The organism is Limimaricola variabilis (genome assembly GCF_014195545.1).
Taxonomy (GTDB): Bacteria; Pseudomonadota; Alphaproteobacteria; order Rhodobacterales; family Rhodobacteraceae; genus Limimaricola; species Limimaricola variabilis.
In genome coordinates this window covers 1-23479 of sequence record NZ_JACIBX010000020.1, presented here as the reverse complement: position 1 = coordinate 23479, position 23479 = coordinate 1, and the positions used below count along the sequence as shown (strand labels likewise).

21 protein-coding genes are annotated in these 23479 nt (G+C 68.0%); 3 read left to right on the top strand and 18 right to left on the bottom strand.

Translation table 11 applies throughout. The annotated features are described in order from the left end of the window. The first annotated feature begins 125 nt into the window (after positions 1–125). The 3 genes from FHS00_RS16730 to FHS00_RS16720 are packed head-to-tail and all read left to right on the top strand — an operon-like array spanning position 126 to position 3725. Positions 126–1391, top strand: a complete 1266-nt coding sequence (locus FHS00_RS16730) for an ROK family transcriptional regulator (protein ID WP_183475243.1) — start codon at positions 126–128, stop codon at positions 1389–1391. Then, complete coding sequence (locus FHS00_RS16725) at positions 1388–2935, top strand: CRTAC1 family protein (protein ID WP_183475242.1); 1548 nt, start codon at positions 1388–1390, stop codon at positions 2933–2935. The genes FHS00_RS16730 and FHS00_RS16725 overlap by 4 nt, the downstream gene beginning before the upstream one ends. Positions 2936–2972: 37 nt before the next feature. Continuing rightward, positions 2973–3725, top strand: a complete 753-nt coding sequence (locus tag FHS00_RS16720; protein WP_183475241.1) for a metallophosphoesterase — start codon at positions 2973–2975, stop codon at positions 3723–3725. Here the strand turns inward: FHS00_RS16720 and FHS00_RS16715 are convergent. The 18 genes from FHS00_RS16715 to FHS00_RS16630 all read right to left on the bottom strand — a co-directional run bounded on the left by FHS00_RS16715 (position 3722) and on the right by FHS00_RS16630 (position 23321). Beyond that, positions 3722–4120: a RidA family protein gene (locus FHS00_RS16715; RefSeq protein WP_183475240.1), complete on the bottom strand. Its 399-nt coding sequence runs from the start codon at positions 4118–4120 to the stop codon at positions 3722–3724. The genes FHS00_RS16720 and FHS00_RS16715 overlap by 4 nt on opposite strands. After that, entirely contained in the window at positions 4110–4538 is a 429-nt protein-coding gene (locus FHS00_RS16710; protein ID WP_183475239.1) for an acyl-CoA thioesterase, read from the bottom strand. Before FHS00_RS16710 ends, FHS00_RS16715 begins: the two co-directional genes overlap by 11 nt. A 1-nt stretch (position 4539) precedes the next feature. Beyond that, on the bottom strand, positions 4540–5229 hold the full coding sequence (locus FHS00_RS16705; protein WP_183475238.1) for an ABC transporter ATP-binding protein: 690 nt from the start codon (positions 5227–5229) through the stop codon (positions 4540–4542). Beyond that, positions 5226–5975, bottom strand: a complete 750-nt coding sequence (locus FHS00_RS16700) for an ABC transporter ATP-binding protein (RefSeq protein ID WP_183475237.1) — start codon at positions 5973–5975, stop codon at positions 5226–5228. Before FHS00_RS16700 ends, FHS00_RS16705 begins: the two co-directional genes overlap by 4 nt. Next, positions 5968–6990, bottom strand: coding sequence for a branched-chain amino acid ABC transporter permease (locus FHS00_RS16695; RefSeq protein WP_183475236.1), 1023 nt, complete (start codon positions 6988–6990; stop codon positions 5968–5970). The genes FHS00_RS16700 and FHS00_RS16695 overlap by 8 nt, the downstream gene beginning before the upstream one ends. After that, positions 6987–7907 (bottom strand): branched-chain amino acid ABC transporter permease, encoded by a 921-nt coding sequence (locus FHS00_RS16690; RefSeq protein ID WP_183475235.1) that lies wholly within the window; start codon positions 7905–7907, stop codon positions 6987–6989. Before FHS00_RS16690 ends, FHS00_RS16695 begins: the two co-directional genes overlap by 4 nt. A 53-nt stretch (positions 7908–7960) precedes the next feature. Then, positions 7961–9097 carry an ABC transporter substrate-binding protein gene (locus FHS00_RS16685; protein ID WP_183475234.1) on the bottom strand — a complete coding sequence of 379 codons (1137 nt, stop codon included), beginning with the start codon at positions 9095–9097 and terminating at the stop codon, positions 7961–7963. A 35-nt stretch (positions 9098–9132) separates the two neighbouring features. Continuing rightward, positions 9133–9906, bottom strand: a complete 774-nt coding sequence (gene kynA / locus FHS00_RS16680) for a tryptophan 2,3-dioxygenase (protein ID WP_183475264.1) — start codon at positions 9904–9906, stop codon at positions 9133–9135. A 14-nt stretch (positions 9907–9920) separates the two neighbouring features. Then, positions 9921–11543 (bottom strand): AMP-binding protein, encoded by a 1623-nt coding sequence (locus tag FHS00_RS16675; RefSeq protein WP_183475233.1) that lies wholly within the window; start codon positions 11541–11543, stop codon positions 9921–9923. Positions 11544–11607: 64 nt separating this feature from the next. Then, complete coding sequence (locus tag FHS00_RS16670; RefSeq protein ID WP_183475232.1) at positions 11608–12789, bottom strand: acyl-CoA dehydrogenase family protein; 1182 nt, start codon at positions 12787–12789, stop codon at positions 11608–11610. Position 12790: 1 nt separating this feature from the next. Next, positions 12791–13582, bottom strand: a complete 792-nt coding sequence (locus FHS00_RS16665; protein WP_183475231.1) for an enoyl-CoA hydratase family protein — start codon at positions 13580–13582, stop codon at positions 12791–12793. Beyond that, a complete protein-coding gene (locus tag FHS00_RS16660) occupies positions 13579–14040 on the bottom strand; it encodes a MarR family winged helix-turn-helix transcriptional regulator (protein WP_183475230.1) in 462 nt (153 codons plus the stop codon). The genes FHS00_RS16665 and FHS00_RS16660 overlap by 4 nt, the downstream gene beginning before the upstream one ends. Continuing rightward, positions 14037–14795: an SDR family NAD(P)-dependent oxidoreductase gene (locus FHS00_RS16655; protein WP_183475229.1), complete on the bottom strand. Its 759-nt coding sequence runs from the start codon at positions 14793–14795 to the stop codon at positions 14037–14039. The genes FHS00_RS16660 and FHS00_RS16655 overlap by 4 nt, the downstream gene beginning before the upstream one ends. Next, a complete protein-coding gene (locus FHS00_RS16650) occupies positions 14795–17089 on the bottom strand; it encodes a bifunctional salicylyl-CoA 5-hydroxylase/oxidoreductase (protein ID WP_183475228.1) in 2295 nt (764 codons plus the stop codon). Before FHS00_RS16650 ends, FHS00_RS16655 begins: the two co-directional genes overlap by 1 nt. Before the next feature lie 88 nt (positions 17090–17177). Then, positions 17178–18653 carry a SpoVR family protein gene (locus FHS00_RS16645; RefSeq protein ID WP_183475227.1) on the bottom strand — a complete coding sequence of 492 codons (1476 nt, stop codon included), beginning with the start codon at positions 18651–18653 and terminating at the stop codon, positions 17178–17180. Beyond that, on the bottom strand, positions 18646–19962 hold the full coding sequence (locus tag FHS00_RS16640) for a YeaH/YhbH family protein (RefSeq protein ID WP_183475226.1): 1317 nt from the start codon (positions 19960–19962) through the stop codon (positions 18646–18648). Before FHS00_RS16640 ends, FHS00_RS16645 begins: the two co-directional genes overlap by 8 nt. Before the next feature lie 13 nt (positions 19963–19975). After that, positions 19976–21910: a PrkA family serine protein kinase gene (locus tag FHS00_RS16635; RefSeq protein WP_183475225.1), complete on the bottom strand. Its 1935-nt coding sequence runs from the start codon at positions 21908–21910 to the stop codon at positions 19976–19978. A 301-nt stretch (positions 21911–22211) separates the two neighbouring features. Continuing rightward, entirely contained in the window at positions 22212–23321 is a 1110-nt protein-coding gene (locus FHS00_RS16630; RefSeq protein WP_183475224.1) for a hypothetical protein, read from the bottom strand. Positions 23322–23479: the final 158 nt, after the last annotated feature.

The window sequence follows — 23479 nt, the reverse complement described above, 5'->3', positions numbered from 1 at the left end:
TTGTCAAAATATATTTTGCCAAAGCTTGCCTAATAAGGGTAACAATCTATGGCAGGCCGGACCCATCTTGGGCGATCCGAAAATCTCGGCCCGGAGAAGCCCGCAGATAATTCGGGGAGAGAACAATGAGCGACGCGAACGCGGCGGAGGAGGCCGCATCCGTTGCAGAACCGCAACATGGAGTCGGGCCGATGCTGCCGGGCAGCCAGCGCGAAGCGCGGCCGCTGCGTCAGCAGATCCTCGAGCATGTCCGCGCCAACGGGCGCGCCGCCCGTGCCGAGATCAGCCGCGCGCTGGGGGTCAGCGCCGGCTCGGTGACGACGATCACCTCCGAGCTGATCACCATGGGACTGCTGCGCGAGGTCGAGGGCGCCGCCCCCGCCGCCGCGACCCGTGGCCGCCCGCCCGTCGCGCTCGAACTGGTCCCCGAGGGACGGCTCGTGATCGGCATCAAGATCTCGGACGAACGCAACACCGCCGTGCTGGCCGATTTCGCCGGCACCATCCTGGCCGACGCGGCCCGCCCCGCCCCGCCCACGCGCCGTTCTCTCGACCAGACCTGCGACGAGATCGAAGCGCTGATCGAGGCGGTGCTGACACAGGCCGAGCAGCCGCGCGAAGCGCTGCTCGCGGTCGGGGTAGGCCTGTCGGGCATGGTCGACCACACCTCAGGCACGGTACTGTGGTCGCCGCATCTCGGGCCGGACATGCCGCTGGGCGCCGAGGCCAGCCGCCGCTTCGGCCTGCCGGTGCTGGTCGACAACGACGCCAACATGCTGACGCTGGCCGAGCTGTGGTTCGGCGTCGGGCGGCAGCGCTCGGATTTCGCCGTCGTCACCATCGAGCATGGCGTCGGGATGGGGCTGGTGATCGACAACCGGCTCTATCGTGGCGAGCGCAGCATGGGGATGGAGCTGGGCCACACCAAGGTGCAGCTCGACGGCGCGCTGTGCCGCTGCGGCCGGCGCGGCTGCCTCGAGGCCTATATCGCCGACTACGCCCTTGCGCGCGAGGCGGCCACCGCGCTGGGCCGATCGCCATCGAGCCCGCAAGTGATGCTCGACGCGCTCTATGCCGAGGCCAAGGCCGGCAACCGCGCCGCCCGCACCATCTTCAACCGCGCCGGACGCTACATGGCGCTCGGCCTGTCCAACGTGATCCAGCTCTTCGACCCCAATCTGGTGATCCTCTCGGGCGAGCGGATGCGCTACGACTATCTCTACGCCGAGGAGGTGCTGGCCGAGATGCAGGCGATGACTTTGGTCGAGGGCCGCACGCCCGCGCGGGTCGAGATCCATGCTTGGGGCGATCTGGTCTGGGCGCGCGGCGCCAGCGCGCTGGCGCTGGCCGCCGTCACCGAGACGGTTCTGGCCGAGGCGCGGTCGGCATGACGATGCGCGAAGAACGTCCTGCGCGCGGCGGTTGGCGCGTATCGGTGGCCGCCTTCGTAACCCTCTCCTGCGCGCTCGGAGCCAACGCGGCGCTGGCGCAACCGCTGTTCGAGGACCGCTCGGCCGCGCTCGGCCCACACGCCTATGAGGGCGGCTGGGAGCATTTCGTCGGCGGCGGCGTGGCCGTCATGGACTGCGACGGCGACGCTCGGCCCGACATTTTCGCCGCGGGCGGCGAGTCTCCCGCCCGCCTATGGCGCAACCGTGGCGGTTTCGCCTTCGACACCGTGCCCCTGCCCGATCTCACCGGCGTCACCGGCGCCTACCCGCTCGATGCCGATGCCGATGGCCAGGCGGATCTCTTCGTGATGCGGGCCGGGCCGAACCTCCTTTTGCGCGGATTGGGTGATTGCCGCTTCGAGGATTCCACGGAGACGCTCGGCCTGCCGGCGGGCGACGCCTGGACCACCGCCTTCACCGCCTGGTGGGAGGAGGACGCCCGCCCCGTCATGGCGGTCGGAAACTATGTCGACCGCGACGACCCCGAAGGGCCGTTCGGCACCTGCGACGCCAACGCGATCCTGCGCCCCGAGAGCACGGGGTGGCGGTCGGAGCCGCTCGAGCCGGGTTTTTGCGCGCTGTCGATGCTGGCCGCCCGCGACGCGCGCGGGCAACGCTCGCTGCGGATCTCAAACGACCGCCATTACTATGTCCGCGATGGCTACGAGCAGATGTGGGACATCGATGAAGGCCGCTTCCTGACCGAGGCGGATGGCTGGCCCCGGGTCTCGCTCTGGGGGATGGGGATCGCGGGCCGCGATCTTGATGGCGATGGCCGCGACGAGGTGATGCTGACCTCGATGGGCGATCAGCTCCTGCAACTGGCGCAGGCGGATGGCAGCTATGCCGCGGCCCCCTTCTCGATCGGCTCCTACGCGCAGCGGCCGCATATCGGCGACGACGGCCGCCCCTCGACCGGCTGGCATGCAGAGTTCGGCGATGTCGACAATGACGGGCGGGCCGACCTGTTCATTGCCAAGGGCAATGTCGACCAGATGCCCACCAATGCCATGCGCGACCCCAACAACCTTCTCATGCAGCGCGCCGATGGCCGCTTCGAGGAGGCCTCGGTCACGGCCGGGATCGCCACGACCGAACGGGCGCGCGGCGCGGCGCTTGCCGATTTCGACGGTGACGGACGGCTCGACCTCGTGGTGGTCAACCGCCGCGCGCCGATCGAGCTGTGGCGCAACGTGACCGAGGGCACGGGTCACTGGCTCGGGATTGAGCTGCGGCAGCCCGGCGGCAACCGCTTTGCCATCGGCGCCTTGGTAACGGTCGAGACCGGGACCGGACGCCAGGTGCTGCAGAACACGATCGGCGGCGGTCACGCCGGCGGGCGGCTCGGGCCGCTGCATGTCGGGCTGGGCGCGGAGACCGGGGCCCGGGTCACGGTGGAATGGCCCGACGGTACCGTCACCGGCCCGCATGAGTTCGGCGCTGACCGCGTCGTCACGCTCGACCGCGCCGCCCTGCCCGGTTGAGCTTGCCGCCGTGGCGCCGCGCGTTAGGCTCGGCCGCATGAACACGCGCAGCTACGCCATCGGCGACATCCACGGCCATCCGGAAAAGCTCCGGATGGCGCATGACCTCATCGCGGCCGACCGCGAACGGACCGGTGACGACGACGCCCCGGTGATCCATCTGGGCGATCTGACCGATCGCGGACCGGACAGCCGGGCGGTGATCGACATGCTGATCGAGGGCCGTCAGGCTGGCCAGCCATGGATCGTGCTGCTCGGCAATCACGACCGGCTGTTCCGCAAGTTCCTCGAGGATCCGGACTGGCAGGATCCGGGGCTGCGACCGGATCTGGACTGGCTCGACCCGAGGCTCGGCGGCGACACCACGCTGCAAAGCTATGGCGTGGCACAGGTGGCGGGACGCGACCCCTACGAGGTGCATCGCGAGGCGCTGGCGAAGGTGCCCGCGGCGCATCGCGATTTTCTCGCGGCGCTGCCGCTCTACCACGCGCGGGGCGAAGCGCTCTTCGTGCATGCCGGCATTCGCCCGGGCGTGCCGCTGGCCGAGCAGACCGAGGATGACCTCGTCTGGATCCGCAACGGCTGGCTCGAAGATGCCCGGGATCACGGGCCCCTCGTGGTGCACGGCCATACGGCGCTCGAACGGCCCCGGCACTTCGGCAACCGCGTCGATCTCGACGGCGGCGCGGCCTATGGCCGGCCGCTCGCCGCGGCGGTGATCGAGGGGCGCGAGATCTGGCTGTTGACGCCCGAAGGCCGTGTGCCGCTGCGCCCCGAGCCGGAGGCCTAGCGCGGGATCACCGCCGTCGCTTCGATCTCCACCAGCGCCTCGTCCTCGACCAGACCGGCCACCACAACCATGGTCATCGCAGGGAAATGCCGCCCCAGCACCCGGCGATAGGCCTCGCCGACCTCGCGCTGGCGGGCCAGGTATTCGCGCTTATCGGTGACGTACCAGGTCAGCCGGGTGATGTGCTCGGCACCGCCGCCCGCCGCCTCGACCACCGCGAGGATGTTGCGCAGCGCCTGTTCCATCTGGCCGACGAAATCCTTGGCCTCGAACACCTGCGCGGCGGTCCAGCCGATCTGGCCGCCGACGAACAGCTGCCCGTCCTGCGTCAAGACGCCGTTGGCGTAGCCCTTGGCGGGCGCCCAGCCCTCGGGATGGATGATCTCATGTGCCATGCGGCGCCTCTTCTTCAAGTTCTCGGATGATGGCCGCGCGCAGCGGCTCGGGCCAGGCCACGGCGCGGCCCGATGACTGCGACACGTGGACCAGGGTGAAATCGGCATGCAGCCGCGGCTCCGCGCCGCTCGCCACGTCGATCGAAAGGTCGAGGCTGCTGCGCCCCAGCCGCCGCGCCCGCAGCGTGAGCGCCAGCGGATCGCCGATCCGACTCGGCGCGGTGAAGCGCACCTCGCAGCGCGCGGTCGGCACGGCATGGCCGCCCTCGACATGGATGGCGCCAAAGCTATGGCCAAGCCGGTCCTCGAACCAGTCCTCGATGCAGGCGTTCAGCATTTCGAAATAGCGCGGGTAGAAGACGATCCCGGCGGGGTCGCAATGCTCGAACCGCACTTTGCGGGTGGTGACGAAGCCCATCTCAGACCCCCAGGAAGCGCTGCGCCACGTCGCCGGTGAGCGCCGCCGGCGTCCCGTGCCAGACGTCGCGGCCGCGCTCCAGCACGACGCAGTCATCGGCCACCTCGGCCAGTTCGCGCAGCGACTTGTCGACCACGAGGATCGACTGGCCCTGGGCCTTGAGCGCGCGGATCGCGGACCATATCTCGGCCCGAACCACCGGCGCGAGGCCCTCGGTCGCCTCGTCGAGGATCAGGAGCTTGGGGTTGGTCATCAGCGCGCGACCGATCACCAGCATCTGCTGCTCGCCCCCCGACAGCGTCTCTGAGCGCTGCTGCGCTCGCTCTTCCAGCCGAGGGAACAGCGCATAGACCCGCTCCAGCGTCCATTCGCCCCGGCGCGCGGCGGCGATCAGGTTCTCGCGCACGGTGAGGCCGCGAAACGCCCGCCGTCCCTCCGGCACCAGCCCCAGCCCGAGCCGCGCCGCACGATGCGCCGGCAGCCGGGCGAGGTCGTGACCGGCAAAGGCGATCCGTCCCGAGCGCGCGGCCATCATCCGCATGATGCAGGCGATGGTCGTGGTCTTGCCCATGCCGTTGCGGCCCATCAGCGCCAGCGCCCGGCCCTCGCCCAGCGACAGCGACACGCCGAACAGCGCCTGGCTGGCGCCATAGGCGGCGGTCAGGTCCTCGACCTCCAGAAGCGCACTCATGCCTCCTCCCCCAGATAGACCCGCTGCACCTCGGCGTCGGCCCGGATCTCCTCCGGCGAGCCGGTGGCGATGATGCGGCCATAGACCAGCACCGAAACCCTGTCCGACAGCCGGAACACCGCGTCCATGTCGTGCTCCACCAGCAGGATCGGCGCCCGGTGGCGCAGCCCGTCGAGCAGATCGCCCAAGGCCCGCGCCCCTTCGGTGCCCATCCCTGCCATCGGCTCGTCGAGCAGGAACAGCGCCGGTTTCAGAGCCAGCGCCATCGCGATCTCGAGCTTGCGCCGCTCGCCATGGGCCAACTCCGCCGCGGGCACCGTCTCGCGCCCCGACAGCCCTGCCCGTGTGATGCAATCATGCGCCGTGGCCAGCAGGCCCGCGTCGCGCATCACCGGCCGGAAGAAACGGAAGGTCGCCCCCGAGGCGCCCTGCGCCGACAGAACGACGTTCTGCAGCACCGTGAACTCCGGCGCCACGGAGGACACCTGAAAGCTGCGCGCCATGCCCAGCCGCGCCCGCCCGGCCGCATCGATACCAGAGAGCGACCGGCCCCTGAGCCGCACTTCGCCCGCGTCGGGCGTGATCTCGCCCGCGATCTGCTTGATCAGGGTCGACTTGCCCGCGCCGTTCGGCCCGATCAGCCCGTGGATCTCCCCCGGCCGTAGATCGAGCGACACGTCGTCGGTCGCCTTCAGCGCGCCGAAGGATTTCCGTAGTCCGGTGATCTCTAGGATTGGCTCAGCCATGACGCCCTCCCGTCAGGAAGCCGATCACCCCGCCGCGTGCGAAGAGCACGACCCCCAGCAGCAGCAGGCCGAAGTAGAACTGCCAGTAGTCGCTCACCCCGCCCAGCACGTGCTCGAGCGTGATGTAGAGCCCCGCCCCGGCCAACGGTGCGAAGAGCCGTCCGGTGCCGCCGAGGATCAGGAACACCAGCAGTTCGCCCGACAGGTGCCACGACAACATCGAGGGGCTGACGAAACGGTTGAGATCGGCGTAGAGCGCGCCTGCCAGCGCGGTAATCGCGCCGGAGATAACGAAGGCCACCAGCAGCACGCCGCCGGGCCGGATGCCGACCGCCATCAGCCGCTGCCGGTTCTGCCGCGCCGCCTGAAGCGCGAGGCCGAACCGCGAATGCGCCAGCATGGAGATCAGCCCCAGAACCGCGAACAGCACTGCCACAGCCAGTGCGAAGAACTGGATCGGGTCGAGCGTGTTTAGCCCCGGGAAGCCATTGCGCACATAGATCGGCAGCCCGTCCTCGCCGCCATAGGCCGGCCAGGAGATCGCGAAGTAGAAGATCATCTGCCCGAAGGCGAGCGTGATCATGATGAAATAGACGCCCGTGGTCCGGAGCGACAGCGCGCCGATCGCCAGCGCGGCCAGCCCGCCGAGGACCATCGCGAACAGCCAGATCAACGGCATCGAGGTGGAGCCCTCGAACAGGAAGGGCCATTCGAACATCGGCGTGTAGTTCAGCGCGTGATGCGCGAGGATGCCCGACGTGTAGCCGCCGATCCCGAAATAGGCGGCGTGGCCGAAGGAGACGAGCCCGCCATAGCCCAGCACGAGGTTCAGCCCGGCCCCGGCGATGGCGAGGATCGCCACCTTGGTGGCAAGCGTGATCAGGAAGGGCTCGTCGAGCAGCCAGGCGCCAAGCCCGAAGACCAGCAGCGCCAGCCCGAGCCCCGCATTGACCAGCGTCTCGCGCGAAGGCGCCGCGCGCCGCGCCCGCGGCGCCGGGATCTCGGCCGCGCTCATGCCCGCGCTCCGAACAGGCCACCGGGCCGGACGACCAGCACCAGCGCCATCAGGATGTAGATCGCCATCGAGGCCAGCGCCGCGCCGATCGACGTGGCGGCCGAGGTCTCCATGAACAGGCTGAACAGCGGCGGCAGCAGCACCCGCCCCATCGTGTCGGTGAGACCGACCAGCAGCGCGCCGATCAGCGCGCCCTTGATCGAGCCGATGCCGCCGATGACGATCACAACGAAGGCGAGGATCAGCACCGGCTCGCCCATGCCGACCTGCACCGACTGGATCGTGCCGACCAGCGCCCCGGCCAGCCCGGCCAGCGCCGCGCCCAGCGCGAAGACGAGGGTGTAGAGACGGCCGATATCGACGCCGAGCCCGGCGATCATCTCGCGATCCGCCTCGCCGGCGCGGACCTGCACGCCGATCCGGGTCTTGCCGATCAATAGGAACAGCCCCACCGCGACCGCGAGCCCCGCGCCGATGATGGCAAGGCGGAACAGCGAATACTGGATGCCGCCCGGCAGGGTCACGCTGCCCGAAAGCGCGGCCGGCACGTTGAGATAAAGCGGAAAGGACCCGTAGAGCCAGCGCGTGCCTTCCGAGAAGATCAGGATCAGCGCGAAGGTCGCGAGCACCTGGTCGAGATGGTCACGCGCATAGAGCCTGCGGATCACCGCCACCTCGACGATCGCACCCGCCGCCGCTGCCGCCGCGATTGAGGCGGCGAGACCGAGCCAGAACGATCCGGTGGCCGCGGCCACGCCCGCGCAGGCAAAGGCGCCGACCATGTAGAGCGAGCCATGCGCGAGGTTGATCAGCCCCATCACGCCGAAGACCAGCGTCAGCCCGGCGGCCATCAGGAACAGCATCAGACCGGATTGGATGCCGTTCAGCAGCTGTTCGATCAGCAGGATCATCGACATGGGACGGGCCTCTCAACAGGGGTGCGGCGGGCGCGAACGCCCGCCGCCGCGGATCACATCTTGCACTCTTCGGCGTAGGCGTCGCCGCGGTCTTCCATCGCCGTCGCGACGATCTTGTTGGTGAGCGTGCCGTCCTCGGAGACCACCTCGCGGACATAGATGTCCTGCACCGGGTGCTGGTTCGGCCCGAAGGAGAACTTGCCACGCACGCTGTCGAACTCGGCGGCGCGCAGCGCCTCGCGGAAGGCGTCGGCATCCGAGATGTCGGCCTTGTCCATCGCCGCGAGCAACAGCCGCGCCGTGTCGTAGCCCTGCGCCGCGTAGAGCGACGGCAGACGGTCGTACTTCGCCTCAAAGGCCTCGACGAAATGCGCGTTTGCCTCGTTGTCGATGTCCTTCGACCACTGGGCGGTGTTCTTCACCCCGATCGCCGCGTCGCCGATGGCGGGCAGGATGTCTTGGCTGAAGGAGAAGGCCGGACCCACGACCGGCATGTCGATGCCCGCCTCGGCCCATTGCTTCATGAAGGAGATCCCCATGCCGCCCGGCAGGAAGAAGAACAGCCCGTCGGCGCCGCTGTCGCGGATCTGTGCGATCTCGGCGGCGTAGTCGGTCTGGCCGAGCTGGGTGTAGACCTCGCTCGCGACCTCGCCCTCGTAGAAGCGCTTGAAGCCCGCCAGGCTGTCCTGACCGGCCGGGTAGTTCGGCGCCATGATGAACATGGTCCCGAAGCCTTCGTTGGTGGCGTAGGCGCCGGCCGCCTCGTGCAGGTTGTCGTTCTGGTAGCTCACCGAGAAGTAGTTCTCATGGCAGCCCTTGCCGGCGAGTTGCGACGGCGCGGCGTTGGTCGACAGGTAGAACTTGCCCTGCCGCGTGGCGCCGGGCACCACCGCCATGGCGAGGTTCGACCAGACGATGCCGGTCAGCACGTCGACATCCTCGGACTGGATCATCTTGTCGGACAGCTGCACCGCGATCTCGGGCTTTTGCTGGTCGTCCTCGATGACGACCTCCAGCTCCGGGTTGCCCGCCTCCTCGACCGCGAGCATGAAGCCGTCGCGGGTGTCGATGCCGAGGCTGGCGCCACCGCCCGAGAGCGTGGTGATCATGCCGACCTTGACCGGTTCGGCCATCGCCGCGCCGCCGATCATCGACAGCGCCAAGGCGGTCGTCGTCAGGTATCTGGTCATTCTCGTCTCCCTGTGAATGCCGGTCTTGCTGCCGGTCATAGATTGGTACGCAAGTGCCAAAGCTCTGGAAAGAGTTCGATTTCGAGCATTCGCTTGAGGTAGCTCACGCCGCCCGTGCCCCCCGTGCCGCGCTTGAAGCCGATGACCCGCTCCACGGTGGTGACGTGGTTGAAGCGCCAGCGGCGGAAGTAGTCCTCGAAATCCACCAGCTTCTCGGCCAGCTCGTAGAGCGGCCAATGCGTCTCAGGATCGCGGTAGACCTCGGTCCAGGCCGCCATCACCCGCTCGTCGGGATGAGCGGCCTGCTCCGGCACGTCGAAGCCGGCGCGGGCGAGGCAACCGATGGCGGTGTCGTAGAGGCTCGGCCGCGCCAGCTCGGCGCGCAGCCGCTCCACGATGTCGGGGCGATGCTCGTGCGGGCCGATCATCTTCTCGTTGCGGTTGCCCACCGTGAACTCGATCAGCCGGTATTGCCAGGATTGAAAGCCCGAGGACTGCCCCAGCGCGTCGCGGTAGCGGGTGTACTCGCTGGGCGTCATGGTCCTGAGCACGTCCCATGCGGCGTTCATCTGCTCGAAAATCCGGGCCACGCGGGTCAGCATCTTGAAGGCTGGGCGCAGCCGGTCCTCGGCGATGGCGGTGCGGGCCGCGTCCAGCTCGTGCAGCGCGAGGCGCATCCACAGCTCGGTCACCTGATGCTGCACGATGAACAGCATCTCGTCATGCTCTTGAGTGCGCGGATGCTGCGCGGTGAGCACTGCGTCGAGGCCGAGATAGTCCGTGTAGGACATCTTGCCCTCGAACCGCATGACGGGATCGTCGGTCACTTCGATCCCTCGCGCAGCCGGAACCTCTGGATCTTGCCGCTCTCCGTCTTGGGCAACGCGCCGCGGAAGACGATGGAGCGCGGATACTTGTAGGGCGCGATCTGCGCCTTCACGTGATCCTGCAGCAGCTTGACCATCGCCTCGTAGGGCTCCTGCCCCTCGGCCAGCACGACATGCGCCTGAACCACCTGCCCGCGCTCGGGATCGGGATGAGCCACCACCGCGCATTCGACGACCGCGTCATGCGACAGCAGCGCCGCCTCCACCTCGGGCGCCGCGATGTTGTAACCCGCCGAGAGGATGATGTCGTCGGAACGCGCGGCGAAGTGGAAACGCCCCTCCTCGTCCTGGGTGAAGGCGTCGCCGGTGAGGTTCCAGCCGTCGCGGACATATTCGCGCTGGCGCTCGTCGGCGAGGTAGCGGCAGCCCGTGGGCCCCTTGACCGCGAGCTGGCCGACCGTGCCGCGCGGCACCTCGTTCATCTCGTCATCGACCACCTTGGCGACATAGCCGGTGACGGGGCGCCCGGTGCAGCCCGGATGGCTGTCGTCGAGCCGGTTGGTGATGAAGATGTGCAGAAGCTCGGTCGCGCCGATCCCGTCGAGCATCGGCTTGCCGGTCTTGTCCATCCACTCGTGATAGACCGGCGCGGGCAACGTCTCGCCGGCCGAGACGGCGCAGCGCAGGCTCGACAGATCCGCCCCTTCCTCCATCGCCCGCAGCATGGCGCGGTAGGCGGTGGGCGCGGTGAAGCAGATCGTGGCGCGGTACTTCTCGATGATCTCGATCATGTTGGCCGGCGAGGCCGTCTCGAGGAGCGTCGCGGCCGCGCCGAAGCGCAGCGGAAACACCGCGAGCCCGCCCAGTCCGAAGGTGAAGGCCAAGGGCGGCGAGCCGACGAAAACGTCATCCGGCGTGACGCCGAGAACCTCCTTGGCATAGCCGTCCGCGATGATCAGCAGGTCACGGTGGAAATGCATCGTCGCCTTGGGCACGCCGGTCGAACCGGAGGTGAAACCCAGGAGCGCCACGTCGTCGCGCCCCGTCTCCACCGCCTGAAACGTGACCGGCTTGTCGAGCGCCGCGCGGTCGAGCTCGGCGTCGTGATTGGCGGTGCCGTCGAAGCCCACCACCTTCTGAAGATGCAGGCTCTGCTTGGCGCATGCCACCATCTCGTCCATCAGCCGGGTGTCGCAGAGCGCCAGGCTGACTTCGGCCTTGTCGACGATCTTGCACAGCTCGCCCGCACGCAGCATCGGCATGGTGTTGACCACCACCGCCCCCACCTTGGTCGCGGCCAGCCAGCAGGCGACCATCGCCGGGTTGTTGGCCGAGCGGATCAGTACCCGATTGCCGGGCTTCACGCCGTAATCCTCGACCAGCACCCGCGCGATGCGGTTGGTCCAGTCCATCAGCTCCTTGTAGCTGCGGCGGCGGCCATTGCCGATCAGCGCGGTGTGGTCCCCAAAGCCCTTTTCAACCAGCCGGTCGCACAGCTCGACCCCGGCGTTGAGCCGCTCGGGGTAGTCAAAGCCGTCGAGCAGAAGCTCCGGCCACTGATCCATCGGCGGCAGGTTGTCGCGCGAGAAGCTGTCCTCATGCGCGGTCGGTCCCAGCATCTTCCTCTCCTCCCTGATCCGCGCTGCCGGGGCTCTCCCCTTCCCCGGGCGGCGCGGCCCTGCCCTAGCTTGCGTGCGCCGCCATGGCGGCGGCTTCCTTGTCATGCGCCGCCATGGCGGCGCGGGCGATGATGATCTTCTGCACGTCGCTCGCACCCTCATAGATCCTGAGCGCGCGGATCTCGCGGTAGAGCGTCTCGGGCACCGAGCCCGAACGCACCCCGTCGCCGCCATGGATCTGCACCGCCGCGTCGATGATCTTCTGCGCCTGATCGGTGGAGAACAGCTTGGCCATCGCCGCCTCGCGGCTGACGCGCGGCGCGCCGCTGTCCTTCATCCATGCCGCGCGGTAGGTCAGCAGCGCTGCCGCGTCGATGTCGAGCGCCATCTCGGCGATGTGGCCCTGCACCATCTGCATCTCGAACAGCGGCGCGCCGAACAACTCGCGCGACGCCGCCCGGTCGAGGCTCGCATCCATCGCGCGGCGCGCAAAACCGAGGGCTGCTGCCGCCACCGTGGAGCGGAACACGTCGAGCACCGACATCGCGATCCGAAAGCCCTGCCCCGGTTCGCCGATGATCGCGCTCTCGGGCAGCCTCACGCCTTCGAAGGCCAGCCGCGCCAGCGGGTGTGGCGCGATGGTCTCGAGCCGCTCGGCGATGCGCCGCCCCGGCGTTTCCGCGGGTACGATGAAGGCCGACAGCCCCTTGGCGCCCGGCCCTTCGCCGGTGCGCGCGAAGACCACGTAGAGATCGGCGATGCCGCCATTCGAGATCCAGGTCTTCTCGCCGTCGAGCACCCAGTCACCGCCGTCACGCCGCGCCGTCATGGCGAGGTTGGCGACGTCGGAGCCCGATTGCGGCTCGGTCAGCGCAAAGGCCGAGATCGCCGCGCCTGACCGCACCTTGGGCAGCCATTCGGACTTCTGCTCCGACGTGCCGAACAGCGAGATCGCGCCCGAACCCAGCCCCTGCATCGCGAAGGCGAAATCGGCGAGCCCGTCATGCCGCGCCAGCGTCTCGCGGATCAGGCACAGGCTGCGCACGTCGAGCTTGCCGTCCTCGGAGGCCGCGTGTTCCAGCCAGCCGCCCTGCCCCAGCCGCGTCACAAGCTCCCGGCACGCCGCGTCGGTGTGGGCATGGTCGATATTCCCCAACCGCCGCCCGGCCCAGTGCTCCAGCGCCTCGCTCAGTTCGCGGTGCCTCTCATCGAAGAAGGGCCAGTCGAGGAAGCTCTTGTCCGACATGTCAGTCCCCCTCGAAGACGGGTTTTTCGCGCGCCATGAAGGCGTGGTAGGCGCGGCGGAAATCCTCGGTCTGCATGCAGATCGCCTGTGCCTGCGCCTCGGCCTCGATCGCGCGCTCCAGCCCCATGTCCCATTCCTGCAGCAGCATGGTCTTGGTCATCATGTTGGCAAAGCGCGGGCCCGCCGCGATGCGGCTCGCCAGTTTCAGCGCCTCGGCCTCAAGCTCGTGCCCGCCGACGAGGCGGTTGTAGAAGCCCCAAGCGGCGCCCTCATCCGCGGTCATCACCCGGCCGGTATAGAGCAGCTCGGCCGCGCGCCCCTGCCCGATGATGCGGGGCAGCATGGCGCAGGCGCCCATGTCGCAGCCCGCCAGACCGACGCGGTTGAACAGGAACGCGGTCTTGGCCTCGGGCGTGGCGAGGCGGATGTCCGAGGCCATGGCGAGGATCGCGCCGGCGCCGACCGCCACACCGTCCACCGCGGCGACGATCGGCTTGCCGCAGGTCAGCATCGCCTTGACCAGATCGCCGGTCATCCGGGTGAAGCCCAACAAGCCCTTCATGTCCATTTCGGTGAGCGGGCCGATGATATCCTCGACATCGCCGCCGGAGCTGAAGTTGCCCCCATTCGAGGCGATGACGACCGCGTGGATCTCGTCATCCCCTGCCAGGTCGCGGAACCAGTCGCGCAGCTCGGCGTAGCTCTGAAAGGTGAAGGGGTTCTTGCGTTCGGGGCGGTCAAGCCGGACCACGGCGACCGCGCCCTCGCGCTCCAGCCTGAAATGCGCGCTCATCGTTTCTCCTCCAGATCGCGGGCCACGGTGTCGAGATCCTCCATGATCCGCACCGCCTCCGCCTCGGTGATCGCGCCCATCAGCTCGTTGACCCACGATTCATGCGCGGCCGCGAGCGTGGCGAAATGCCCGCGCCCCTTGCCGGTGAGCCGCACCTCCATGGCGCGCCGGTCGCCGGCCACGGCGTGGCGCTCGGCATGGCCCTCGGCTTCGAGCCGGTCGACGATGCCGGTGACGTTGCCGTTCGACACCCGCAGCCGCCGCGACAGCTCGGACATCTTGAGCCCCTCGGGGCTGCGATCCAGCGCCGCCATCACGTCGAAACGTGGCAGGGTGGTGCCGAACTCGGTGCGCAGCCGGTCGCGCAGCGCCGTCTCGACCGCGTTCGAGGTCTTCAGGAGCTTCAGCCACAGCCTGAGCCGCGTCTTGCCCGCCTTGGCCTGCACCTCGACGCTCATATCTCGCCCCCGGATACCGAAATCGCCTGCCCGGTCACCGCGCTGGCCCCTTCGCCCGCGAGCCAAAGCACCGCATCGGCGACCTCTTCGGGCTGCACGAATCGTCCCTGCGGGTTGCCCGAGGCCAGCGCCTTGGCGGCCTCCTCGCGCGAGCGGCCGGTCTTGGCGACGATGTTGTCGATGCTTTCTTCGAGCATCGGCGTCTCTGCGAAACCGGGGCAGATCGCGTTGACGGTGATCGGTGTACGCGCCAGTTCGAGCGCCAGCGACCGCGTCAGCCCGACCACCGCGTGCTTGGCCGCGACATAGCCCGAGACATAGGGATAGCCCTTGAGACCGGCGGTCGAGGCGATGGCGATGAGCCGTCCCCGGCCCGACTCGCGCATCCCCGGCAGCACCGCCTGCCACAGGTTGAACACGCCGTGCAGGTTGACGCCGAGCATCGCGTCGAAATCCTCGGGTGTGGTCTTGGCAAACGGCTTGCTCTCGGCCGCGCCGGCATTGGCGATGGCGATGGTCACGGGGCCGCGCTCTCGCGTCGCTTGCTCCACGACGCGCACCACCTCCCCGGCGCGCGTCACGTCCCCCGTGATCCATCCCATCTCCGCCTGCCCCCCGGCGGTCTCTTCGAGCGGCGCCTTGCGCCGCCCGGTGATCGTGACGCGGGCCCCTTCGGCGGCCAGGGCACGGGCGATGGCCCGTCCCACCCCGGTGCCGCCGCCGGTGACCAGCGCGTGGTGTCCCGCAAGCCGCATCAGACCCGCTCCTGCATCTGCTCGGCCCGATCGGCCAGACGCCAGGCCTGGTCGCGACCGGGCAGATAGGGAACCGGCCAGTCCTCGTGCCGATCGCCGATCGCGGTGGCGGCGTGCAGCGTCCAGTAGGGATCGGCGAGGTGCGGCCGGGCGATGGCAACGAGATCCGCGCGCCCCGCCATCAGGATCGAGTTCACGTGGTCGGCCTCGTAGATGTTGCCCACCGCCATGGTCGCGAGCCCCGCCTCGTTGCGGATGCGGTCGGAGAACGGCGTCTGGAACATGCGGCCATAGACCGGCTTGGCCTCGATGCTGGTCTGGCCCGCCGAGACGTCGATCAGGTCGGCCCCGGCCTGCGAGAAGGCGCGCGCGATCTCGACCGCCTCGTCGGGCGTCACGCCGTGCTCGCCGACCCAGTCATTGGCCGAGATCCGCACCGACATCGGCTTGTCCTCGGGCCACGCGGCCCGCATCGCCCGGAACACCTCGAGTGGCCAGCGCAGGCGGTTCTCGAGGCTGCCGCCATATTCGTCGCTGCGCCGGTTCGACATGGGCGAAATGAAGGACGAGACGAGATAGCCATGCGCCGCGTGCAGCTCGATCATGTCGAAGCCCGCGCGCGCCGCCATCTCGGTCGCGGCGACGAACTGCGCCGTCACCTCCTCCATGTCGGCGCGGGTCATCTCGCGCGGCGCGGGGTTGTTATCGGACCACGGGATCGGGCTGGCCGAAATGGTCTCCCAGTTGCCCTGCTTCAGCGGTGCGTCCATCTCCTCCCAGCCGAACTGGGTCGAACCCTTGCGCCCCGAATGGCCGATCTGGCAGCAGATCTTCGCATCGGTCTCGGCATGGACGAAATCGACGATCCGGGCCCATGCCGTCTCGTGCTCGGGCGCATAGAGCCCCGGGCAGCCCGGCGTGATCCGGCCCGCGGCACTCACGCAGGTCATCTCGGTATAGACGAGCCCCGCGCCGCCCTTGGCCCGCTCGCCCAGATGCACGAGGTGCCAGTCGGTGGGCGCGCCATCCACGGCCTTGTACTGCGCCATCGGCGAAACCACGACGCGGTTCTTAAGCTCCATGCCGCGCATCCTGTAGGGCGCGAACATCGGCGCGCGCACCGGCGCCTCCTCGGGCAGGCCGGCTTGGGTCTGGAACCAGCGCTCGGCGCCCTTGAGCCATTCGGCGTCGCGCAGGCGCAGGTTCTCGTGGCTGATGCGCTGGCTGCGGGTCAGCAGCGAGTAGTTGAACTGCACGGGATCGAGATCGAGATAACGCTCGACCTCCTCGAACCATTCCATCGAGTTGCGCGCCGCCGATTGCAGGCGCAGCACCTCGACGCGGCGCGCCTCTTCATAGGCGGCGAAAGCGGTCGACAGGTCGGGCGCGCGGGCGATCTCGTCGGCCAGCGCGATCGCGGATTCGAGCGCCAGCTTGGTGCCGCTGCCAATCGAGAAGTGGGCAGTGGCGGCGGCGTCGCCCAGAAGCACGATGTTGTCGGTGTACCAGCGCTCGCATAGAACGCGGGGAAAGTTGATCCAGGCCGAGCCGCGGATATGGCGCGCGTTAGACATCAGGGGATGGCCGCCCAGATGGTCGCGGAAGATCTCTTCGCAGGTGGCGACCGACTCTTCCTGGCTCATCTTGTCGAAGCCCCAGGCGGCAAAGGTTTCTGGCGCACATTCGACAATGAACGTCGCGGTGCCGGGCTCGAACTGGTAGGCATGCGCCCAGACCCAGCCATGCCGGGTCTTCTCGAAGATGAAGGTGAAGGCGTCGGCGAAGCTCTGGGTCGTGCCGAGCCATGTGAAATGACAGCGGCGGCGGTCGATCTCCGGGCGGAACTCCTGTTCGAACGTTGTTCGGGTCTTGGAATTCAGCCCGTCGGCCGCGACCACGAGGTCATAATCCGCAGCATAGTCGGCAGCGCTGCTGGCCTCGGTTTCAAAGCGCAGCTCTACGCCCAGCTCGCGCGCGCGGTCCTGCAGCAGTAGCAGCAGACGCTTGCGGCCGATGCCGCAGAAGCCGTGGCCCGAGGAGACGATCCGCTCGCCGCCCTTCACCACCGCGACGTCGTCCCAATAGGCGAAATGCTCGCGGATCGCGGCGGCCGATACAGGGTCGTTGGCAGCAAGGTTGTCGAGCGTCTCGTCCGAGAGCACGACGCCCCAACCGAAGGTGTCGTCGGCGCGGTTGCGCTCGATCACCACCACCTCGTGCGACGGGTCCCGAAGCTTGGCCGAAATGGCAAAGTAGAGCCCCGCCGGTCCGCCTCCGATGCATGCGATCTTCATGACCCCTCCCCGGTGCTACGGAGAAAGGCTAGGCCCGGCGCCGATTCATTTCAAGCTTAAAATATATTTGCTTGAAGCATCCAATCGGTCAGCTTTGCAGTTCCTCGATCTCGACCTCGTAGCCCCACAGTTCCCGCAAGCAGGCCTGCGTCGCCTCGCTCTCGCGCGGATCGAGGGGGACGTCGTTGCGCAGGGTATGGCGCAGCCGCAGGATGCGGTCGCCCGCCAGATCCGCGTCGAGAACCTCGATGTCGGGGCTGCGGCTCGACAGGTCGTAGCTGCGCGCCAACGTGTCGCGCACCGCATGATAGCCGCCTTCGTCGTGGATGGCGGTGACGCGCAGCGTCTCCTCACTTTCGGCGTCGCGCAGCGCGAAGAGCCGCAGGTCGCGCATCACCTTGGGGCTGAGGAACTGCTGGATGAAGCTCTCGTCCCGGTAATTGGCCCAGGCGTCCTTGAGCACGCCGCGCCAGTCGCCGCAGCCGGCTATGGCCGGGAACCAGGCGCGGTCCTCCTCCTCCGGCGCCTCGCAGATCCGCTGGATGTCGCGCATCATGGCAAAACCCAGCGCGTAGGGGTTCAGCCCGCTATAGCCCGGGTGATCGTAGCCGGGCTGGAACAGCACGCTCGAATGGCTATGCAGGATCTCTAGCATCGCACCATCGCCGATCCGGCCCTGTTCGTGCAGCCGGTTGAGGATGTGGAAATGCACGAAGCAGGCGCAGCCCTCGTTCATCACTTGAGTCTGGCGCTGCGGATAGAAATACTGCGCCATGTTGCGCACGATCCGAAGCGTCTGGCGCTGCCACGGCTCGAGCACCGGGCTGTGGCGCTCGAGGAAGTAGAGGATGTTCTCCTCCGGCAGGCCGAGCGCACGGCGCCGCTGCACGATCTCGTCCTCACCGGGATCGGAGCGCCGCTCGGCCTCGAGCCGACTCCACAAGTAGTGGGCGGCGCGCTCGTCCTCCTCGATCCGCTTCTCGGCGCGTTCGGCCTCGGCTCGCAGCGAGGGCTGCGCCGGACGGCGATGGCGGAAGACCGAGGCGTTCATCAGCGCATGCGCCGCATCCAGCGTCCGCTCCACCCGCCCCGGTCCGTAACGTTCCTCGCAGCGGCTGAGGAAATTGCGGGCATAGTCGAGATAGTCGAGGATGCCGCGCGGGTCGGTCCATTGCCGGAACAGGTGGTTCGACTTGAAGAAGTGGTTATGGCCGAAGGCGGCATGGGCGATCACCAGCGCCTGCATCGGCATGGTGTTCTCTTCGAGGCAGTAGCAGATGCAGGGATCCGAGTTGATGACGATCTCGTAGGCCAGCCCCTGCGCGCCCTTGGAATAGAGCCGCTCGTGATGGATGAACTGCTTGCCGAAGGACCAGTGCCGATACATCAGCGGCATGCCGGTCGAGGAATAGGCGTCGAGCATCTGCTCGGTCGAGATGATCTCGATCTGGTTGGGATAGACGTCGAGCCCGAGATCGTCGCGCGCGACCTCCTCGATCGCCTCGGTGGTGCGCCGGAGCGTGTCGAAGTTCCAGTCCGGGCCGTCGAAGAGCAGCTCAGCCATGCGCCGCCTCCGTCTTGCGGGCGAAGAGGTCGCGGAAGACCGGGTAGATGTCGCCCGACCCGGCCACGCGGCGCATCGCGAAGTTGGGCCAGCGCGATGCGACCTCGCGATAGGCCATCCACAGCTCGGTGCCGCGTGCCGCGTCGCGCAGGATCCGCGCCTCGGCCTCGCCGATGATCTCGACATAGGCGAAGTGCTGGCAGACCTTGAGAAGCTCACCCTCGAGCCAGCTCTGGCAGTCGCGGCTGTCGCCTTGGTAGTTGTCGCCATCCGAGGCCTGGGCCGCGTAGATGTTCCACTCCGAGGCAGGGTAGCGCTCGGACTGCACGCGATGCATCTCGGCCAGCGCGGTCGAGACCATCGTGCCGCCGCTCTCGCGCGAGTAGAAGAAGGTCTGCTCGTCGACTTCCGAGGCCAGATGTGTGTGCCGGATGAAGACCAACTCGACCGTCTCGTAGCGGCGTCGCAGAAACAGGTGCAGCAGCACGAAGAACCGCTTGGCGAGGTCCTTCTCGCGCGCGCCCATCGAGGCCGACACGTCCATCAGGCAGAACATGACGGCGCGGGCGCGGGGCTCGGGCTGCGGCTCGAAATGGCTGTAGCGCAGATCGAGCGGATCGAGATAGGGCACCCGCTTGCGATGCGTGGTCGCGGCTTCGAGTTCCTCGCGCAGCCGGGCCATCTCGGCGCGCTGCTCGGCATCCGGCTCGAACACCGCTTCGAGCGCGAAGAGCCTGTCCCGCAACTCTTCGAGCGCGGCGTCCGACGGACGCCGCAGCGCGATCCGCCGCCCCATGGCGCGGCGCATGGTGCGGCCGACATTGAGGTTGGCAGGCGCGCCGGTGACCGAAAGCCCGGCGCGGCGCGGCCGGTGCACGGCGCTGCCGGCGAGGCTGCGTTTGATCAGATCGGGCAGTTCGAGATCCTCGAAGAAGATGTCCAGGAACTCGTCGCGCGACAGCGCGAAGACGAAGTCGTCTTCGCCCTCGCCGTCTGGTGCGCCCTGCCGCCCGGCCCCGCCGCCGCCCTGCTGGGGGCGCGGGATCTCGTCGCCGGCGCGGTATTCGCGGTTGCCGGGCAGCACCCCCTCGCGGGTGCCCCCCTTGGAGGCGTGGCGAAAGCTCGGCTCGCCGAGGCTGTCGCGCGGCACCGAAACCTCGGTGCCCGCCTCCATGTCGGTGATGCCGCGCTTGCGCACGCTCGCGTCGACCGCTTCGCGCACATGCGCCTTGATGCGGCCGATGAAGCGTCGTCGATTGCCGAGGTTGCGGCCTTTGGGGTTGAGACGGCGGTCGATGAAATGCGTCATGCCCGCCCCTTTCTCATCCGGCCTTGTTCACCCGCATGTACCATTCGACGAGCCTCCTCACCTGGCGCGGCGTGTAGCCCCGCTCGCCCATCCGCTCCACGAACTCGGCATGCTTGGCATCCGTGTCCTTGTCGCGCTTGGCGCCGAAGCTCACCACCGGCAACAGGTCCTCGACCCGGCTGAACATCCGCTTCTCGATCACCCGCCGCAGCTTTTCGTAGCCGCGCCAGTCGGGGTTGCGGCCCTCGTTCTCGGCGCGTGCCCTGAGCACGAACTTGACCACCTCGTTGCGGAAGTCCTTGGGGTTCGACACCCCCGCCGGCTTCTCGATCTTGGCCAGTTCCGCCTCGAGCACGTCGCGGTCGAACATCTGCCCGGTATCGGGATCCTTGTAGTCCTGGTCCTCGATCCAGGCGTCGGCATAGGCGATGTAGCGGTCGAACAGGTTCTGGCCGTAATCGGCGTAGCTCTCGAGATAGGCCTTCTGGATCTCCTCGCCGATGAACTCGGCGTAGCGCGGCGCGAGATCGGACTTCAGATGGTCGAGATAGCGCGCCTCGATTTCCTCGGGGAACTGTTCGCGCCGGACCGCCTGTTCGAGCACGTACATCAGGTGCACCGGATCGGCGCCGACCTCGTCGACATCGTGGTTGATCGTCTCGGCCAGCACCTTGAAGGCGAAGCGGGTCGAGATGCCGGTCATCCCCTCATCGGCACCGGCGGCGTCGCGATACTCCTGCATGCTGCGCGCCTTGGGGTCGGTATGCTTGAGCGTCTCGCCATCATAGGTGCGCATCTTGGCGTAGAGGGTCGAGTTCTCGTGCTCCTGCAGCCGGGTGAGCACCGAGAATCGCGCGAGGATCGGCAGCGTCTCGGGGGCGCAGGGCGCGCTGCCGAGAGAGCTTTCGCGCAGGAGCTTGTCGTAGATCCGCGCTTCCTCGGTGGCGCGCAGACAGTAGGGAATCTTGACCACCGAGATCCGGTCGAGGAAGGCCTCGTTGTTGCGGTTGCCCTTGAACTGGCGCCATTCGGCCTCGTTGGAGTGGGCGATGATCAGGCCCTGGTAGGGCATCGCGCCGATGTTCTCGGTGCCGGTATAACTGCCCTCCTGCGTCGCGGTCAGCAGCGGGTGCAGCACCTTGATCGGCGCCTTGAACATCTCGACGAACTCGAGCAGGCCCTGGGTGGTGCGGTTGAGGCCGCCCGAGTAGCTGTAGGCATCCGGGTCGTCCTGGCCCATGTGTTCGAGCTTGCGGATGTCGAGCTTGCCGACCAGCGCCGAGACGTCCTGGTTGTTCTCGTCGCCCGGCTCGGTCTTGGTGACGCCGATCTGCCTGAGCCGCGAGGGCTGCATCTTCACCACCGAGAAGCGCGAGATGTCGCCGCCGAACTCCTCGAGCCGCTTGACCGCCCAGGGGCTGATCAACCCGGTGAGCAGGCGGCGCGGAATGTCGTACTTGTCCTCCAGTAGATCGCCGAAACGCTCGCGATCGAACAGCCCAAGCGGGCTTTCGAAGACCGGGCTGATCTGGTCACCGGCCTTGAGAACGTAGATCGGCTCCTTTTCCATCAACGCCTTGAGGATTTCGGCGATGGTCGACTTGCCGCCGCCGACGGGGCCGAGCAGGTAGAGGATCTGCTTGCGCTCCTCGAGGCCTTGGCTCGCGTGGCGGAAGAATCCGACGATCCGCTCGACCACCTCCTCGTTGCCATAGAGGCTTTCGAAGGCGCGGTAGATCTTGACGGTGCGGTTGAGAAAGATCCGGCCGAGCCGCTGGTCGTGGCTGGTATCCACCAGTTCCGGCTCGCCTATCGCGCGCATCATCCGCTCTGCGGCGGTGGCACGCACTGATGGGTCCTCCCGACATCGCAGGAGGTATTCCTGCAGGCTCAGCTCCTCGGTACGCGAGCTGGCGTAGTTTTCGGCGTAGCGGGTAAAGACATCCATCGGCCCATTCTCTCGTCGGTTGGCGTGCTCGGCACGCGGTCCGTCCCCCCGGAAGGCGAATCTTTTTCTTTCCATCATATTATGTGGGCGCGACACATTGGCAAATCACGGAGATTTACCAAGCGTCACAGATCATGTTTTAGCGAACGCTGTGTGATCGGGCGACAGGTGGCCTGCCGCGACCCGTTCCCATGCCGCGCGGCAACGCGTCGCCATGCGCAGGGCCTCGAATGCGACAAGGCCCGCGCCATGGAAGCGCGGGCCTTCGGAGTTTCAAAGCGGTCGATACAACCGTGTCGCGTCAGCCGCGGCCCTTCTGGCCCTTGGCATTGCTGTCGGATTTGGCTGCCTTGTCGGTTGTGCCGGACGCGTCGGCCTTGGCCTTGCCGCCGAGACCACCCTGCCCCGGGCCCTTGCCATCGCCGGAGCCGGCCTTGTCGGCGGGCCCGCCACCATTCGCGAGACCGGGATTGTCCTCGTCGATCCCGTCGGCATTGTTGCCATGTCCGCAATTGTCTTTCCCGTCCGAGCGGTTTTCGTCGTCATCGACGTCGCCGCAGCCGCCACGCCGTCCGCGCTCCTTGCCATCGCGGTCGCGATCGGCAAGGTCGCGATCCTCGTCTTCATCGTCATCGTCGCGATGGTCGTTCCGCGCCTTGCGGTCGTCACGGCGATCCTTGTTGAACATGCCGAACAGGCCCCCCGAACGCGATCCGCGCGCTTCGGTGCTGGTTTCGGACGTCGCCGAACCGTCGGCGCTGGCCGTCGCCACTGCGGTCGAGGTCGAGGTCGAAGTCGCCGTCCCGGTCGCCCGGGCTTCCGTCACGGTTGTACCGCCGACGGAAGCCGAGCCGGTGGCGTCGACCACTGCAGTCGTTCCACCCGTGCCGCCGGCTGAACCCGATCCGGTCGCCTGCGTCCCTGCCGCAACCTCGGTCGTGCCACCGGCCTGCGGAAGATCTGCGCTTCCCGCCACCGACACCCCGCCTTGCAGCGTAGCATCGGTCGACGCGCCGCCGCCATTCAGAGCATTCGCCGCGAGAGCGGCCGTCGCGGCGGTACCGACAGCACCACCGAGATCGACGAAGTCGCGGCTCTCGGCCCGTGCCGCGTAGGTGATGCCCGGTGCGCGGCTACCGGAGACGCGTGCGCCGCGCTGCGACAGCGGCTGACCGGTCCGACAGTCATAGACGAACTCGTTCATGACGTCGCCGCGGATAGCGGCGATCCGCGCTTGGCTGGGGCCGACTGCCACATCGAAGGCGGAGAAGCCCTGCGCCTGAAGCGCCCGGATCACCGGCGCCACGGCGGCGCAGGACGCTGCATAGCGCGGCGCATCGGCGACGCTGCGGCGGGTGGCCGGGTTGTTATAGGCAATCTCGCCCGCCACGCCGCGTTCCGCTCCGGCCACGGGGGGCAGCCCCGGCTGGAGGATGGGCGCCGCAAGCCCCCCCGCTTGCGCGCTCGAGGCGAAGGCTAGGCTCAGGACCCATTGATCTTGATGAGGCTGCGTGATTCAGGCTCCCCGAGGAGCATGATCAATGAGCAACCTTTTCTGGCTGACGACCG

Coding starts and splice junctions, on each gene's coding strand:
- FHS00_RS16640 (WP_183475226.1), bottom strand. CDS start 19,962: ATGACGCATTTCATCGACCGCCGTCTCAACCCCAAAGGCCGCAACCTC.
- FHS00_RS16665 (WP_183475231.1), bottom strand. CDS start 13,582: ATGAGCGCGCATTTCAGGCTGGAGCGCGAGGGCGCGGTCGCCGTGGTC.
- FHS00_RS16730 (WP_183475243.1), top strand. CDS start 126: ATGAGCGACGCGAACGCGGCGGAGGAGGCCGCATCCGTTGCAGAACCG.
- FHS00_RS16695 (WP_183475236.1), bottom strand. CDS start 6,990: ATGAGCGCGGCCGAGATCCCGGCGCCGCGGGCGCGGCGCGCGGCGCCT.
- FHS00_RS16670 (WP_183475232.1), bottom strand. CDS start 12,789: ATGTCGGACAAGAGCTTCCTCGACTGGCCCTTCTTCGATGAGAGGCAC.
- FHS00_RS16660 (WP_183475230.1), bottom strand. CDS start 14,040: ATGAGCGTCGAGGTGCAGGCCAAGGCGGGCAAGACGCGGCTCAGGCTG.
- kynA (WP_183475264.1), bottom strand. CDS start 9,906: ATGCGGTTCGAGGGCAAGATGTCCTACACGGACTATCTCGGCCTCGAC.
- FHS00_RS16725 (WP_183475242.1), top strand. CDS start 1,388: ATGACGATGCGCGAAGAACGTCCTGCGCGCGGCGGTTGGCGCGTATCG.
- FHS00_RS16645 (WP_183475227.1), bottom strand. CDS start 18,653: ATGGCTGAGCTGCTCTTCGACGGCCCGGACTGGAACTTCGACACGCTC.
- FHS00_RS16715 (WP_183475240.1), bottom strand. CDS start 4,120: ATGGCACATGAGATCATCCATCCCGAGGGCTGGGCGCCCGCCAAGGGC.
- FHS00_RS16635 (WP_183475225.1), bottom strand. CDS start 21,910: ATGGATGTCTTTACCCGCTACGCCGAAAACTACGCCAGCTCGCGTACC.
- FHS00_RS16690 (WP_183475235.1), bottom strand. CDS start 7,907: ATGTCGATGATCCTGCTGATCGAACAGCTGCTGAACGGCATCCAATCC.
- FHS00_RS16720 (WP_183475241.1), top strand. CDS start 2,973: ATGAACACGCGCAGCTACGCCATCGGCGACATCCACGGCCATCCGGAA.
- FHS00_RS16705 (WP_183475238.1), bottom strand. CDS start 5,229: ATGAGTGCGCTTCTGGAGGTCGAGGACCTGACCGCCGCCTATGGCGCC.
- FHS00_RS16700 (WP_183475237.1), bottom strand. CDS start 5,975: ATGGCTGAGCCAATCCTAGAGATCACCGGACTACGGAAATCCTTCGGC.
- FHS00_RS16650 (WP_183475228.1), bottom strand. CDS start 17,089: ATGAAGATCGCATGCATCGGAGGCGGACCGGCGGGGCTCTACTTTGCC.
- FHS00_RS16675 (WP_183475233.1), bottom strand. CDS start 11,543: ATGCTGGGACCGACCGCGCATGAGGACAGCTTCTCGCGCGACAACCTG.
- FHS00_RS16710 (WP_183475239.1), bottom strand. CDS start 4,538: ATGGGCTTCGTCACCACCCGCAAAGTGCGGTTCGAGCATTGCGACCCC.
- FHS00_RS16685 (WP_183475234.1), bottom strand. CDS start 9,097: ATGACCAGATACCTGACGACGACCGCCTTGGCGCTGTCGATGATCGGC.
- FHS00_RS16655 (WP_183475229.1), bottom strand. CDS start 14,795: ATGCGGCTTGCGGGACACCACGCGCTGGTCACCGGCGGCGGCACCGGG.